This window comes from Onishia taeanensis (genome assembly GCF_013349955.1).
GTDB classification, from domain to species: domain Bacteria; phylum Pseudomonadota; class Gammaproteobacteria; order Pseudomonadales; family Halomonadaceae; genus Onishia; species Onishia taeanensis_B.
The window spans coordinates 137,094-152,888 of sequence record NZ_JABVXC010000009.1; the positions used below are offsets into that span (position 1 = coordinate 137,094).

12 protein-coding genes are annotated in these 15,795 nt (G+C 61.7%); 2 read left to right on the forward strand and 10 right to left on the reverse strand.

Features of this window, described 5'->3' with window-relative positions; translation table 11 throughout:
• Positions 1-129 precede the first annotated feature (129 nt).
• The 5 genes from HUS66_RS11870 to efp form a co-directional block, all read right to left on the reverse strand.
• Complete coding sequence (locus tag HUS66_RS11870) at positions 130-1,425, reverse strand: cytochrome c (protein WP_175071116.1); 1,296 nt, start codon at positions 1,423-1,425, stop codon at positions 130-132.
• Position 1,426: 1 nt separating this feature from the next.
• Complete coding sequence (locus tag HUS66_RS11875; RefSeq protein WP_175071117.1) at positions 1,427-3,028, reverse strand: GMC family oxidoreductase; 1,602 nt, start codon at positions 3,026-3,028, stop codon at positions 1,427-1,429.
• Positions 3,029-3,030: 2 nt separating this feature from the next.
• Positions 3,031-3,603 carry a sugar dehydrogenase complex small subunit gene (locus tag HUS66_RS11880; RefSeq protein ID WP_175071118.1) on the reverse strand — a complete coding sequence of 191 codons (573 nt, stop codon included), beginning with the start codon at positions 3,601-3,603 and terminating at the stop codon, positions 3,031-3,033.
• 146 nt (positions 3,604-3,749) lie between these two features.
• The gene (epmA, locus tag HUS66_RS11885; RefSeq protein ID WP_175071119.1) at positions 3,750-4,724 is read right to left on the reverse strand and encodes an EF-P lysine aminoacylase EpmA; all 975 of its coding nucleotides are present in this window, start codon (positions 4,722-4,724) and stop codon (positions 3,750-3,752) included.
• Positions 4,725-4,928: 204 nt separating this feature from the next.
• A complete protein-coding gene (efp, locus tag HUS66_RS11890) occupies positions 4,929-5,495 on the reverse strand; it encodes an elongation factor P (RefSeq protein ID WP_092522334.1) in 567 nt (188 codons plus the stop codon).
• A gap of 97 nt (positions 5,496-5,592) precedes the next feature.
• On the opposite strand from efp, the gene epmB reads away from it, so the two are divergent.
• On the forward strand, positions 5,593-6,636 hold the full coding sequence (gene epmB / locus HUS66_RS11895) for an EF-P beta-lysylation protein EpmB (RefSeq protein WP_175071120.1): 1,044 nt from the start codon (positions 5,593-5,595) through the stop codon (positions 6,634-6,636).
• 185 nt (positions 6,637-6,821) lie between these two features.
• On the opposite strand, the gene leuA is transcribed toward epmB, so the two are convergent.
• From leuA to HUS66_RS11910, 3 genes are all read right to left on the reverse strand, one after another.
• A complete protein-coding gene (leuA, locus tag HUS66_RS11900) occupies positions 6,822-8,528 on the reverse strand; it encodes a 2-isopropylmalate synthase (protein ID WP_175071121.1) in 1,707 nt (568 codons plus the stop codon).
• 353 nt (positions 8,529-8,881) lie between these two features.
• Positions 8,882-9,709 carry an ion transporter gene (locus HUS66_RS11905; protein ID WP_175071122.1) on the reverse strand — a complete coding sequence of 276 codons (828 nt, stop codon included), beginning with the start codon at positions 9,707-9,709 and terminating at the stop codon, positions 8,882-8,884.
• A gap of 379 nt (positions 9,710-10,088) precedes the next feature.
• A complete protein-coding gene (locus tag HUS66_RS11910) occupies positions 10,089-10,346 on the reverse strand; it encodes a TIGR02647 family protein (protein ID WP_175071123.1) in 258 nt (85 codons plus the stop codon).
• Positions 10,347-10,705: 359 nt separating this feature from the next.
• On the opposite strand from HUS66_RS11910, the gene HUS66_RS11915 reads away from it, so the two are divergent.
• Positions 10,706-12,031, forward strand: coding sequence for a sensor domain-containing diguanylate cyclase (locus HUS66_RS11915; RefSeq protein ID WP_175071124.1), 1,326 nt, complete (start codon positions 10,706-10,708; stop codon positions 12,029-12,031).
• A gap of 130 nt (positions 12,032-12,161) precedes the next feature.
• Here HUS66_RS11915 and serB read toward each other — a convergent pair whose 3' ends face one another.
• Positions 12,162-13,388: a phosphoserine phosphatase SerB gene (serB, locus tag HUS66_RS11920; protein ID WP_175071125.1), complete on the reverse strand. Its 1,227-nt coding sequence runs from the start codon at positions 13,386-13,388 to the stop codon at positions 12,162-12,164.
• An 89-nt stretch (positions 13,389-13,477) separates the two neighbouring features.
• Complete coding sequence (gene parC / locus HUS66_RS11925) at positions 13,478-15,736, reverse strand: DNA topoisomerase IV subunit A (protein ID WP_175071126.1); 2,259 nt, start codon at positions 15,734-15,736, stop codon at positions 13,478-13,480.
• Positions 15,737-15,795: the final 59 nt, after the last annotated feature.

The window sequence follows — 15,795 nt, forward strand, 5'->3', positions numbered from 1 at the left end:
ACGCCCCCGTTTAGACTGCCGGGAGTGCCGACACACCCCGACAAAGGGGTAAATCAAAAACGCCCCCGCAGAGGCATCTGCGGGGGCGTTGTCGTATCAGCCGCTGTCAGCGTGGCGAGTGCCAGACGCCTAGTGCTCTGCCTCACGCCACTCGGCGATTCGTTCTGCCGACGGCGCCTGCGCATCCGGATGACCGAACTGCTCGACCAGGTACGCCATCAGGCTTGCCGCCTCATCATTGCTGATGTCCTGATCCAGCGCCGGCATCAGCAATTCACCCTCGTTGGTCTCGCGATGAATGCCGTGCAGCACCACCTGGGTCAGGTTGCCCAGATGCGTAGTGCCCATCACGCTGTTGTTGATCAGCGGCGGATAATGCCCATCCTGGGATCCTTGTCCCGAGGCCCCGTGACAGCTTGCGCAGGCGCCCAGATAGAGCCGCGCCGCCTGGTCTTGCGACGCATCCTCGCTAAGCTCGACACCACGCAGCCTGGCGACATCATCGGCCGGCTGGCCCTGCGCAAAGCGGCTCGGTCCCGGCTCGCTGACCGCCGGCACCGACTTGAGGTAGGTGGCGATGGCCTTTAAGTCACCAGGCTTCAGGAAACGCAGGCTGTGCTCGATGGCTTCGCCCATCGGGCCGGCTGCTTGAGCCTTGCCGGGCACGCTTCCAGACTCGAGATAGGTGACCAGTTGCTCGTCACTCCAGCCACCTACCCCATGGTCCTCGTCACTGGTGATATTGAAAGCATACCAGCCATCCAGCTCGGCGCCGGCGAGGTAGTCCTCAGCCCCGGCCGCATAGCCTTTCTCCTGGAAGGCGATACCACGCGGGGTGTGGCAGGTGCCGCAGTGGCCCAAGCCTTCGACCAGATAGGCCCCACGATTCCACTCATCGCTCTGCGAGTCATCCGGCGTGAAGCCGACCTCGTCCGGGGCAAACATCCAGGCCCAGATATTCAGCGGCCAGCGCATGTTCAACGGCCAGGAAATATCGCTGTCGCGGTTCTCTTGGGCCACCGGCTTGACGCCATGCTGGAAATAGGCGTAAAGCGCCGCGACATCCTCGTCGGTGAGGGTCGAAAAGGACGGATAAGGCATGGCCGGATACAGCTGATGCCCGTCCTTTGCCTCGCCATTGCGCAAGGCGTTGGCGAAGTCTTCCACCGTATAACGGCCGATGCCGGTCTCTTTGTCCGGCGTGATGTTGGTCGAATAGATGGTGCCGACCGGGGTCGACATCGGCAGGCCACCGGCGAAGGGTTCACCCTCCGGCGCCGTATGGCAAGCCGTGCAGTCGCCGGCCTTGGCAAGGTAGGCGCCCTTCTCGACCTGGGCGTCATCGACCGGTTGCTGGGCGTGAGCGGTCGTTACGGCCAGCGCCAGGGGCGGCAGGACGGAGCTCCACTTGGCAAAGCGCGTCATGTCATACCTCCCCTTGCAGACGGTCGGCGATGCGCAGGGCCAGCGCGGCGATGGTCAGGGTGCAGTTCACCGAGCCCACCGTCGGCATGGTGCCGCTGCTGGCGATCGACAGATTCTCGTGATCGTGGCAGCGGCAGTCACCGTCGACCACCGAATCCGTGGGGTCATCGCCCATCAACACGGTGCCGCAGATGTGCTGGTTGTTCGAATAGGCGTCACGGAACTGCACATCGGTGCCCCCCATCAGCTCGGCGATACGGGCGTACTGCTCGCGGGTATGGGCAGCGCTGCGCTTCACGTAATCATCGATGGCGTAGTGGAATTCCGGCTTGGGAATACCCAGCGCATCCTTCTCGCTGCTCGGCACAATGCGGTTTTCGGGGTGCGGCAATAGCTCGTGGAAGCTGTCGAACTGCACATAGCGCGAGGCCCGGTCGCGGATCTCCTGGTCCAGTTCCGGCCCCAGGCGCAGGGTGTCCTCGGCGAGGACTTCGTTGGTCATCGGCGTCGTGCGGGAGATGTTCGACATATGCAGTTTCTTGGCGGCGAAGTCACTACGGAAATCGCCGTCGCGCCAGCTGACGATCGAGGTCATTTCCTGAGGGCCACGACCCGCCCATAGCTTTTCGTTGGCGAAGAAACGCACCCCGGTGCCCGGGTGGTCCATCAGGTTGCGGCCGACCATACCGGACGAATTGCCGATGCCATCCGGGTAGGCGGCACTGGTCGAGATCAGCATCAGCTTGGGAATCTCGATGCCGTTGGCGGCCAACACGAACTCGCTGCCTTCCACACGGTGCTCAACGCCCTGTGGATCCTTGTAATGCACCGCCGTGATGCGGCCTTTATCGCCTGCTTCGATACGATGCACCACCGCCTGATCGATCAACTGGGCGCCGGCACGTTCGGCCTTTTCGACGTGGAAGATGCCGTTGTACATGGCCCCGATCGGGCAGATCGGCATGCAGTTGTTGTTGCCACAGCAGGTCGGCCTGCCGTCGTAGGGCCGGCTGTTACGAGCCACCGGCTCGGTGACCATATTGAAGCCATTGCCGTTGAGCACGGCGGACACCCGCTGATCGTTGTAGGATAGCGGCAACGGTTCCATCGGATAGGGAGCGCTACGCGGCGAGCCCAGGTCGATATCGTTGGGTCCCCAAACGCCAAGTGCTTCCTCGGCGCGCTGATAATAGGGCTCCAGGGTGTCGTAATCGATTGGCCAGTCTCGACCCACGCCATACAGGCTCTTGAGCTTCAGGTCGCTTGGCAGAAAGCGCCAGGCCGCTGCGGCCCAGTGCCAGGTCGTACCGCCGACGGCGCGGATGTATTGGGCGTCGTAGGCCTGCTCACCTTTCTGCACCAGGTAGCCGTTGTCGGGGCTGACCATCGGATGCGGCGCATAATCACTGGACGGATACGGCGCCATGAAGTCCATCTTGTCGGGCTGGTTGCGAAAGCGTTCGACGATCTGCCAGCGCGGCATGCGCGGCCCCGCCTCGAGCATGATCACCGACTTGCCGGCTTCGGCCATACGGTGGGCGATCAGTGCCCCGGCTACGCCGGAGCCGATCACGACGACATCGGCGGATGCTGTTTCAGCCATGCTCAGGCTCCCTGCTTGGTGGTGATCGAGGCGGTCGTTGCGCTGGCGTTCAGGGCCGGGGAGGGTGGTTCTTCGGCCCAATACCCCGGCCGATTGGGGCAGTAACTGCGGATCACCAACACATCGGAAACGGCATCAAACATCAGCGACTGCTGGTAGGTGACCAGTTCGGCCTGCGGCATCTTGCCGACCACGCCCGTGTACCACGCCGACAGCAGACGATTGGCCACGCTGCGATGTGCCGTTGTCAGGCTGATCGTGTCGGCCTGAAAGGCCTCATCCAGGTAAGCAAGATCGTCATCGAGCGTGGCCCAGTGACGTGACAGCACCTCGAAGAGCCGTTTGCCCTGCTCTTCATCGAGACGCGCACGGGTGGTCAGTTGGCGCGACAAGCGCATGAAACGTTCAAAGGCGGCATCAGCCCCATTCCCCTGCTGAGCCAGCGCCAGGCCAGGCATCAGGGGAATGGCGCCGACGCCCAGGGAATGTTTGAGCAGGCTACGGCGACTCAGCGCGAGTCGCGATGCGCGGCCGTCGCTCGAGGCAGGCGGCATATGGCGAGACGAGGTCGTCATCCTGTCGTCCTCTATGAAATGCGGTGGGGAGTGCACGCCGTAAGGCGCATGCGACCAAGGTATTAGTCGTTAGCATGCTATCAGGAGCTGCCAGGAACTTCCATTGCCCTGCTCCACAGCAACTTTACTCCTCCATCGACTCTCGATCAGGCCCCCGGAGTAGCAAACGCCATTACGTCGGCAACGCGACCCTTGCCTAGCGCCAGCTGAATCAGTCGGTCGAGGCCCAGCGCTACCCCACTGCCCGAGGGCATGCCTGAACGCAGTGCCGCCACAAGGCGCTCATCGACATCCACCTCTGGCTTGCCAAGCGCCCGGCGGGCGCTATTGTCCTCATGAAAACGCACCTGCTGTTCGCTGGCGTCGGTCAGCTCGTCATAACCGTTGGCGAGCTCCAGCCCGTGGCGATACACCTCGAAGCGCGAGGCCACCCAGGCACCGTCTTGCGGGTCCTGGTGGCGTCTGGCAAGCGCGGCCTGGCTGGCCGGGTAGTCAATCACCACATCCAGCCCTTCGCGGCCCAGGGTCGGCTCGATGACCAGGCTCATCAGCAGGTCCAGACAGTCATCTCTCTGTGCATCCTCCATGTCGAGCCCGCCTTTTTCACTGGCCATCCTGCGCAGCCCATCGAGGTCTTCTGTGAAGGGGTCGATGGCAAGCCGCTCGCGAAACAGATCGCGATAGCGGTGACGGTGCTGTGGGCCGGGATCATCGGGCAGTACCTCGCGAATCAAGGCATCGGTCTCATCGATCAAGGCGCCAAGCGAGAAGCCCGGGCGATACCACTCAAGCATGGTGAACTCGAGGTTATGGCGGCTTCCCACCTCGCCATCGCGAAAGCTGCGGGCGAGCTGAAAGATCGGCCCGCTGCCGGCCGCCAGCAGCCGCTTCATGTGGAATTCCGGCGAGGTCTGCAGCCATAGGCGCTCTTGACCCGAGGGCATCATCGCCTCGCAGTATAGGGAGTCGAGGTGTACGTCGGTGCTGCCACCATGGCCGAGCACCGGGGTCTCGACTTCGAGTACATGGCGAGCGGCGAAGAAGGCCCGCACCCGCCCCATCAGGCGGGCTCGCTCGCGAAGGGTCGCGATCTCGGCGGTAGGCTGCCAATCAATGCTCATCGATAGTTCTCCGGACAACAAAAGGCCACACCCGAGAGAGTGTGGCCATCGGAGCTGGAAGCTGGAAAACAGCTTGCCACCCAACACTGGAGTCAAGGTTTTTCTTTCCGCTTCAAGCTCTCGGCGAAGCCGGGTCGGGTTTTCTTCCAACCTCCAGGCGCGAAGCGCCGCTCATCCAGCTTCAACCTCCGGTCAAAGCCCGGCTCAAGCGCGGGAGACGTACTCGCCGGAGCGGGTGTCGATCTTCAGCACTTCGCCTTCATTGATGAACAGCGGCACGCGCACCACGGCGCCGGAAGACAGTGTCGCCGGCTTGGAGCCGCCCTGGGCGGTATCACCCTTGAGGCCGGGATCGGTCTCGGTGACTTCGAGCTCGATAAAGTTCGGCGGCGTTACGCTGATGGCATTGTCGTTCCACAGCGTCACGGTATAGGGCACCTGCTCCTTGAGCCACTTCTCGGTGTCTGCCAGGGCGCGCTTCTCGACCGCATACTGCTCGAAGGAGCCGTCGGTCTTCATGAAGTACCACATGTCGCCGTCGGAGTAGAGGTACTCCATTTCCAGCTCGAGTACGTCGGCACCCTCGAGGGAATCACCAGACTTGAAGGTGCGTTCCCAGACGCGACCGGTCATCAGGTTGCGCAGCTTGACCCGGTTGAAGGCCTGACCCTTGCCCGGCTTGACGAAGTCGTTCTCAACGATCGCGCAGGGGTCGCCATCGAGCATTACCTTCAGACCGCCCTTGAATTCGTTGGTAGAATAGTTCGCCATGATTCCTCACCGATAGTTGGTCACGCCGGCCCTGAGACGGGCGTGAATCGAAAATGTGACGCGGGCTCAGCCCCTCGCCCTATGATAGTGTGCGCGCATGATAACCCGAAGCCCTGCCAATGTGCAGATTGCAAGCGATCTCTCCTCGCCCTCCTCTCCTCCCAGCGCGCCTGCATGGCAGCGCCAGCTGGCCGAGGTCGTCCGCGACCCCGTCGAGTTGTGCCACCGGCTGGGGCTTGGCGAGAGCACCCTGCCCGGCGCCCGAGACGGTCACGCCCTGTTCGAGGTGCGCGTCCCCGAGGCCTATCTCTCCCGCATCCGTCCCGGCGACCCCGACGACCCGCTGCTGCGGCAGGTACTACCGCTGATCGCCGAGACCGACGCGGTGGACGGCTTCGTCGCCGATCCCCTCGAGGAAGCGGACCACACGCCGCGCCGGGGGCTGATCCACAAATATGCAGGACGTGTGCTGTTGATCGCCAGCCCTGCCTGCGCCATCAACTGCCGCTACTGCTTTCGTCGCCACTTCCCCTACCAGGAAAACTCGCCCTCCCGGGCGCAGTGGCAAGCGACCCTGGACTACCTGCGCGACGATACCTCGATTCAGGAGGTCATTCTCTCTGGCGGCGACCCACTGGCCGCCAGCGACCGCCAACTCGCCTGGCTGGTGGCACGCCTCGAGGAGATCCCGCATCTCAAGCGGCTGCGTATTCACACCCGGCTGCCGGTGGTGATTCCCGCCCGCATCGATGCAGCGCTGCTCGAATGGCTGGGTAGCAGCCGGCTGCAGAAGGTAGTGGTACTGCACGCCAACCATGCCCAGGAGATCGACGAGGAAGTGGCGGCGGCCTGCGCGCGACTCAAGGCGGCCGGCGTCACACTGCTCAACCAGAGCGTGCTGTTGCGCGGCGTCAATGACCACGTCTCGGCCCTGGCCGATCTCTCGGAGCGACTCTTCGAGGCCGGCGTGCTGCCCTACTACCTGCATGTACTCGACCCGGTGAGCGGTGCTGCCCACTTCGACGTGCCCGATGAGGAAGCGCGCTCGCTGGTGGAAGCCTTGCGAGACCGCCTACCTGGCTTCTTGATGCCACGACTGGTGCGAGAAGTGCCCGGCGCGGGCAGCAAGACGCCCCTGTAAGCTGGAAACTGGAAGCTCGAAACTCGAAACTCGAAACTCGAAGCTCGAAGCCCGAAGCCCGAAGCCCGAAGCCCGAAGCCCGAAGCCCGAAGCCCGAAGCCCGAAACACAGTCTGAGTTCAGAACCAATGAAGACACCCCCACCGAGACCTTCGATGGGGGTGTCGCTTCTTCGAGCTTCGAGCTTCAGGCTAAGCTCTCGGCGGTGACGTTGGCCGCCACCGGCTCGTCGGCCAAGTGACGGTTGAGTGCGCCCATCACGCCTTTCATGGAGGCGGAGGTGATGCTCTCGTCGATGCCAACACCGAAGATCGATTCGTCACCGGCCCTTACTTCGACGTAAGCAATGGCCTCGGCGTCGGCACCCTGGCCGCGGGAGTGCTCGTGATAGTCGATGATCTCGACATCCTCTCCGTATGCCACCAGTGCCTTGATGAAGGCGGCCAGCGGCCCATTGCCTTCGCCTTGAATGGTCTGGCGCTCCCCCTTGTGCTCAATCAACGCTTCGAGGTGCACCCGCGGGCTATCCGGCTCGGACGACAGGCGATGATTGATCAGGGCGAAAGGCGCGGCCTTTTCCAGATATTCGTCACGGAAGGCCTGGTAGATCATCTGGGAGGTAATCTCGCGACCGGTGCGGTCGGCCACTTCCTGCACCACCTGACTAAACTCGATTGACAGGCGGCGCGGCAGCTCGATGCCGTGCTCCTGCTCGAGCAGATAGGAGATACCGCCTTTGCCTGACTGACTGTTGACGCGGATCACCGCCTCGTAGCTGCGGCCAACGTCCATCGGGTCGATCGGCAGGTAAGGCACTTCCCAGACCGCATCGGGGTTGTCGCGGCGCACGGCCATGCCCTTCTTGATGGCATCCTGATGGGAGCCGGAAAAGGCGGTGAACACCAGGTCGCCGACATAGGGGTGGCGAGGATGCACCGGCAACTGATTGCAGTGCTCGACCTCGCGCATGATCGGCGTGATGTTGGAGAAGTCGAGCGCCGGATGTACGCCCTGGGTGTAGAGGTTCATGGCCAGGGTGACGATATCGACGTTGCCGGTCCGCTCGCCGTTGCCAAACAGGGTACCCTCGACCCGATCGGCGCCGGCCATCACGGTCAACTCGGCGGCGGCCACGCCGGTACCCCGGTCGTTGTGCGGATGCACGCTGACAATCAGATGATCACGATGGCTGATATGGCGGCAGAACCACTCCACCTGATCGGCGTAGTTGTTGGGCGTCGCACACTCAACGGTCGCCGGCAGATTGACGATCATCGGCTTCTCGGCCGTGGCACCATAGGTTTCCATAACCGCATCGACGATCTCGACGGCGAAATCCATCTCGGTGGTGGTAAAGAGTTCCGGTGAGTACTGGAAGGTCCAGTCGGTCTCCGGCGCCTCTTCCATGCGCTGACGAATCAGTGCAGTGGCATCACAGGCAATCTTGACGCAGTCGCTCTTGTCGACGTTGAACACCACGCGGCGGAACACCGGGTCGGTGGCGTTATAAACGTGCACGATGGCCTTCTTCGCGCCCTTCAAGGCCTCGAATGTGCGATCGATCAGGTGCGGTCGCGCCTGGGTCAGCACCTGGATGGTCACGTCGTCCGGCACCAGATCATCTTCGATCAGCTCGCGAGCGAAATCGAAGTCGATCTGCGACGCGGACGGGAAGCCGATCTCGATCTGCTTGAACCCCACCTGAACCAGCAGATCGAAGAAACGCTTCTTGCGCTCGAGGTCCATCGGGTCGATCAACGCCTGGTTGCCATCGCGCAGGTCGACGCTGCACCACAGCGGCGGCGTCTCGATGCGCCGGCTGGGCCACTGGCGATCGGGCAGATCAACGGCAACGAAGGGACGGTATTTACTGGACGGGTCGGCGAGCATCATGGCGTGAACTCCTGGCGCGGGGTGAGTGATGGCATGCAGATACGACGACGCCCCGGTTGCTGTAAGCAAGCCGGGGCGTCGGTCAGGCAAGGATAGTGAGATACAGTAGCGATGCGTCGAGCTCGAGGAAATGAACCCCAGCAAGACGGGATGACGCATACGCTTGAAAACATGTGGCTAAATGACATCTTGCTACCTCAACGACCTGAACTGTCTAGACTCTATATTCATCGCGACGCACAGCGTCGCCCGGCGGGCTCAAAGGCCAGCTAGTAGTAGTCGTAGGTCTAGGCGGAGGTCAAAAGATGTCGTGTTCATGTCCATAGCAAATCAGTCTGGCGAGCGCTTGTCAACTAGCGATCCCGGGACAGCCCCTCCTCCAAGCGGGTGATCTGCTCGCTCAGCGCCCTGACATCACGCCGTAAGGCATGCAGCTCGCCGGCCTCGCCAGTGCCATTCTCGATCTCCATCTGCACGCTCTCCTTCTGCATCACGTCGAGCACGATACCGATCATCATATTGAGAAAGATGAATGCGGTCAGGAAGATAAAGGTCAGATAATAAATCCAGCTCCAGGCATACAGCTCCTGGGTCGCGTACATGACATCGGTCCAGTCCTCGAAGGTGGCGATACGAAACAGCGTCAGCATGGCCACCGAGATGTTATCCCACAGGAAGGGATCGACGTCATGAAACAGGAAACTGCCGAGTGCGGCATAAATATAGAAAATGATGAACATCAGCAGGGCCACGTAACCCATGCGGGGAATCGACTTGATCAGTGCCGCCAGCAGAATGCGCAGCTCAGGAATCAGCGATACCAGGCGCAACACCCGGAAGACCCGCAGCAGGCGCGCCAGTAGCACCATCTCCGAGTCATCCAGCGGAATCAGGCTCGCCACGACGATCAGGGTGTCGAAGACGTTCCAGCCGCTCTTGAAGAAATCCTTTACCGAGCGTTCGGCGGCCAGGCGAATCAGGATCTCGACAAGAAAGAACAGCGTCACCGCCCAGTCGAAGTAGTACAGCGCCTGCTCGAAGCGACTCGTCTGTTCTTCGTAGGTCTTGGCACCGATCAACAAGGCCGAGACGAGAATGATGGCGATCACGCAGGTTTCGAACAGCTTGTTGGCGCGCAGCCGCTCGAAGCGGGCCTGCCAGGTGATGAAGGGTTCGCTCATCGGGGATGGCATCTCTTTCCGGGGGCTCTGTCTGGGTAACGTTTTATTGGGGAGTTCTTGCCAAGGCGATCGGCTCAACCGAGCCCAGGCATTATGCATGGGCGCCACCATCGGCCAAGCTCACCGACCTCGGGCCGAGAACGCAGGCGAGCATAACACGGTGTCTTGGTGGCGAGCAGGCCCGGCCTGACTACCCAGCAATGACAGGGAGACGATACCCATCGTCTTTCCGAGCGAACTGTTCGCTCCCTTTGTATGGCCAAACGATATCAGGCAAGGGCGTCACAATCGGCTGAAGGCCTGAAGATGCCACGATCACAAGCAAACGCCCCACCCCGCAGCATGGCGAGATGGGGCGTGTAACGATACCCGCAGCGCTCTAGCTGGCTAACTTCTCAGTTACTAGGATGGTCAACAAGTCCTGAGCATGCTGAGCGGCTTCGTGACCGAGGCTTGTCAGATAACCGCCGTCGTCCTGCGTAATCAGGCCCTTGTCATAAAGCCTTTGAGCAGCCGAAATGGCTTCCGGCGCGGCACTCGAATGTACCTTGATGCCTTCTTGGGTCGTGGTCAGATTGAACAGGCCAAGGATCTTCATTTCCTCGAACAGCTCCGGCGAGAAACGGGATGTGGGCATGGCGACCTCATACAGGTAAGTGACACTCACAACCTAGTCCGCCATCCGCTCTGGCACCAGAGCCAGCGCATCCACGAACGCCATTTCCTGCCCACCAGGCACAGGCCCCATTGTTCGACATGACCGTTCAACGAAATAGTCACGGTACACAGGTAAATATGGGGGCAATGTACCACGCTGTCTCGAAGAACACGGTGAATAGAATAGCGCCGATACAGCATCCGGCACCGATAAGGGGGAGATGCGTATCATCAGGCAAAGCTGACAGCAAGGAGTGCGCTGTGACTTCCCCAAGGAATAACCAGAAACATGCCGGTGAGGCTTGCCTTGACGCGGGCCAGCGTGCAGGCCAGGACCGGATGCAGCAACTGCTGGCTGATCTTGAGCATATGAGACACGAGCGCGATCGGTGGCAGCAGGAATCGGATCAGCTCTTTGAGGCCATGTTCCATCAAAATACCGCACCCAAGTTATTGATCGCGATCGATACTGGTCAGATCATCGATGCAAACGACTCGGCGCTGGCGTTTTACGGCTACTCTCGGCCAGAGATCGAGCACCTGAATATTGGCGACATCAACACCCTCGATGACGACGCACTCCGTCAAGAGCTCCAATTAGCCCACTGCGCAGAGCGGCGTTTTTTCCGTTTTCAGCACCGCCTGGCCAGCGGTGAGCTGCGCGATGTCGAGGTTTACAGTAGTCCGATGATGCGCAATGGATGCCAACTGCTTCATTCAATCATTCACGACGTGTCTGAACGCACTCGAGCAGAAGTCCAACTGGCTGCCCTGAAGGCCGAGTATGACCTGATGGCTGTTGCGTTCCATACCGGGCAAGGGGTGATGATCGTCAACCGGCAACAGATTATCGAACGCGTCAACGACGCCTTCACCACGATCACCGGCTATGCGCATCAAACAGTCGTTGGCAAGTCTCCACAATTGCTGCAATCCGACCAGCATGATGGCGTCTTCTACCAGCGTATCCAATTCACCCTGTCGGTCAGTGGGTACTGGGAGGGGGAATACTGGTACCGAGATCACAACGGCGAACTCCTGCCTTTGTGGCAATCCATCTCTACCCTGACCAATGACCAAGGCGAGATCGAGCACTACGTCTATGTCTTGCATGACATCCGCAAGCAGAAAGCATTGGAAGAAGAGCTCAAGCACCTCGCCGAACACGACCGCTTGACCGGCATTTGCAACCGCACTCGACTCTCTCGACTGAAGGAACGGGCCATCAACGACCTCGAACGTTACGACACACCTTTTTCCTTGGTCATGCTCGATATCGACTGTTTCAAGCACATCAACGATGAGTACGGGCACGATGTCGGCGACACTGTGCTCAAGGCACTCACCGATGTCATCACCCGGCAGCTGCGTGACAGCGATGAAGTCGGTCGATGGGGGGGCGATGAATTCATGCTGCTGGCCGGCCACACCTGCCTGGACGGCGCTATTACGCTGGCGGAGCGGGTGCGCGCCAGTATCGAAGCGACACCCTTCGAGGTCATCGGCAAGGTGACCGTCAGCCTGGGGGTAGCGGAGGTCCAGCGCGGCATGACCCTAGCGGAGTCCGTGAAAGCCGTCGATGAGGCACTCTATCGAGCCAAGCGGCGGGGGCGTAATCGCGTGGAAAGTTTCCCCATGGCACCGGACGCCCCCGCCGGGACATGATGTAAGCCTGCACGTTCAGGCGTGGCGGGCTAACACCACGTCCTCTGCGGCCGCCAGTTGAGCGACCTACCCATGGCACACCAAAGGATAGGGCTCGCGCCAGCAGCCCCCAACCTTTCAGCGCCGACCTTCACTCCTCAAGATCGCTCTGGCGATAGCCGATCAGATAGAGCACGGCATCGAGTCCCAGGGTCGAGATGGAGTGGCTGGCCTGCTCGCGGACCAATGGTTTGGCGCGGAAGGCGATACCGAGTCCCGCTGTCGCCAGCATTTTCAAATCGTTGGCGCCATCACCCACGGCAATGGTCTGCTCCAGTGCCAGCCCCTCGCGGTTGGCGATCTCGCGCAGCAGATAGGCCTTGCGCTCGGCATCGAGGATCGGCTCACGCACTTCGCCGGTGACCTTGCCGTTTTCGATGACCAATTCGTTAGCATGCACCTCATCGAAGCCAAGTTTCTGCTGCAGGTAATCGGCGAAGTAGGTGAAGCCGCCGGAGAGGATAGCGGTGCGATAGCCCAGCCGCTTGAGGTGGCTCATCAGTCGTTCAACGCCGTCCATGAGCGGCAGATTCTCGGCAATGTCGGCGAGCACCGCCTCGTCCAGGCCCTGCAACTTGCTCATCCGCTCGCGAAAGCTCTGCTGGAAATCCAGCTCGCCGCGCATCGCCCGCTCGGTAACCGCTGCCACCTCGTCGCCTACCCCATGGCGCCGAGCCAGTTCGTCGATCACCTCGGTCTGGATCAGCGTCGAGTCCATATCGAAACACACCAGTCGGCGATGGCGACGCCAGATCGAATCCTCCTGAATGGCGATATCCACGCCATGCATGGCGCCCAGCGCCAGGGCCTTCTCGCGCAAGGCGGGGAGGTCGATATCGTCGCCGCGCAACCAGCACTCGATACAGGCGCCCATGGGATGGCGTTCATGGCCCTCTCCGGCCACACTGCCGTCCAGCGGCTCACGGCCGGATAAACGATGGATCAGCTCGACGGTCAGGCCATGCTCGGAAGTCAGGGCACCGACCTCGGCAAGAATGCCCGCCGGCAGGTGCGGCGCCAATAGGGTCAGGATCAGCCGTGGCCGACTTTCCTGGGCGCTCCAGCGCTGATAGTCCTCGGCGCCGACCTGGACCGCCTGGACATCGAGGCCCAAGGCGTCGCCAGCCTCGGCGAGAATCGCCTCCAGGTCGCTGTCATGATCCAGTCCGACTAACGCCTCCAGCGAGAGGATATCGAAGGTCACGCTCTGATTGATGTCCAGCAGGCGGGCCCCGGCCCGGGCCAGGGCGCTACCGAGGCCGGCGAGCTGGCCGGGATGGGCCTGGCCCGTGGCGCGAATCAAGAGTCGTCGTGTCATAAAACCCCTAGATCGAAGAAGAAAGAGCGGCGCTTCGCGCCTGGAACAAGGAAGATAACCACTATACCCCAGCTTCTGACTTCTCTCTTCTAGCTTCCCTCTTCCGTCGCGAGCCGGTCGACCTTCTGGAAGCCGCGAGGCAGCTTGCTGCCGCGACGCCCGCGTTCACCGCTGTAATAATCGAGATCATTCGGCTTGAGCGTCAGCTTGCGCTTGCCCGCATGCACCACCAGCGAGGCCCCTCCCGGTAGCAGCACCAGGTCGCGCATGAACTCTTCTCGCTGGGCGGCTCGAGTGCCGGGAATATCGAGCATCTTATTGCCCTTGCCCTTGGCCATCTCCGGTAGCTGTTCGAGGGCAAATACCAGCAGGCGCCCTTCATTGGAGACGGCGGCCACTTTTACGCCCTCGCCGCTAGGCACCGCCAGCGGCGGAACCACCGCGCAGCCCTTGGGCACCGAGAGGATCGCTTTGCCGGCCTTGTTCTTGCCGATCAGGTCCTCGAGCCGGGCAATGAAGCCATAGCCACCGTCGGAGGCCAGCAGATAACGCGTCTCGGGTGGGGCCAGCATCAGCCCGGCCATATGCGCCCCGGCCGCCGTGTTAACGCGCCCGGTAATCGGCTCACCCTGACTCCTGGCGCTGGGCAGATTATGGGCGGCCAGGGTATAGGCACGCCCGGTATCGTCGAGCAGGACCAATGGCTGGTTGGTCTTGCCGCGGGCCGCCAAGTGGAAGCGGTCGCCGGACTTGTAGCTGAGCCCGGCGGGATCGATCTCATGCCCTTTGGCCGAGCGAATCCAGCCCTTCTCGGACAGCACCACGGTGATCGGATCGGCGCCGAGAAGCTCGACTTCGGACAGCGCCTTGGCCTCGCCGCGCTCGACCAGCGGCGCACGACGATCATCACCGTGCTCCTTGGCCGCCTCGCGCAGTTCATCTTCGATCAGGTTGGTGAGCGCTTCCTCGCTACCCAGCAGGGTCTTGAGCTGCTTGCGCTCGGCGGCAAGCTGGTCCTGCTCGCCGCGAATCTTGAACTCCTCGAGTTTGGCCAGGTGGCGCAAACGCAGCTCGAGGATGGCTTCTGCCTGGCGCTCGGAGAGATCGAAGGCGCTGATCAGCGCGGCCTTGGGCTCGTCTTCCTCGCGGATGATGCGGATCACCTCGTCGATATTGAGGTAGGCCGTCAGCAGGCCCTCGAGGATATGCAGGCGATCCTCGACCTTGCCCAGGCGATGCTCGAGGCGCCGGCGTACCGTGACGCGCCGGAAGTTCAACCATTCGCCGAGCATGGCCGGCAGCGGCATGACCCGCGGCCGACCGTCGAGGCCGATCACGTTCATATTGACGCGGATATTCTTCTCGAGATCGCTGGTGGCAAACAGGTGCGCCATCAGCGCCTCGATATCGACCCGGTTGGAGCGCGGTTCGATGACCAGCCGAGTCGGGGTCTCGTGGGTCGACTCGTCGCGCAGGTCGGCAACCATCGGCAGCTTCTTGGCCTGCATCTGCGCGGCGATCTGCTCGAGCACCTTGGCCCCGCTGACCTGGTAGGGCAGCGCGGTGATCACCACCTTGCCCTCTTCCAGGCTATAGCGGGCACGCAGCTTGACCGAGCCACGGCCACTCTCATAAAGCTTACGCAGATCGGAGCGCGGGGTGATGATCTCGGCGGCAGAGGGAAAGTCCGGCGCCGGCACGTATTCGAGCAGGTCGGCCGTGGTCGCCTCGGGATTGCGCAACAGATGGCAAGTCGCCTCGACCACTTCGTTGACGTTATGAGGCGGAATATCGGTAGCCATACCCACCGCGATGCCGGTACCGCCGTTGAGCAGCACATGGGGCAACTTGGCCGGCAGCACCACCGGCTCGTTCATGGTGCCATCGAAGTTGGGCGTCCAGTCGACGGTGCCCTGCCCCAACTCACTGAGCAGCACCTCGGAAAACTTGGACAACCGCGCCTCGGTGTAGCGCATGGCGGCGAAGGACTTGGGATCGTCGGGGCTACCCCAGTTGCCCTGGCCATCCACCAATGGGTAGCGATAGCTGAACGGCTGGGCCATCAGCACCATCGCCTCATAGCAGGCGCTGTCACCGTGGGGGTGGAACTTACCGAGCACGTCGCCGACGGTACGCGCCGACTTCTTGTACTTGGCGTTGGCGTTGAGCGAGAGCTCGCGCATGGCGTAGACGATGCGCCGCTGCACCGGCTTCATGCCGTCGCCGATGTGGGGCAATGCACGGTCGAGAATGACGTACATCGAGTAGTCGAGGTACGCCTTTTCGGTGTACTCGCGAAGGGACAGACGCTCGACGTCTCCCTCCGCCACCTGGATATCCATACTCATAGCACGGTAGCCTTGTTCACACTTGTGGAGTCATCGAGGACTGCGCCCCCTTCAACTGC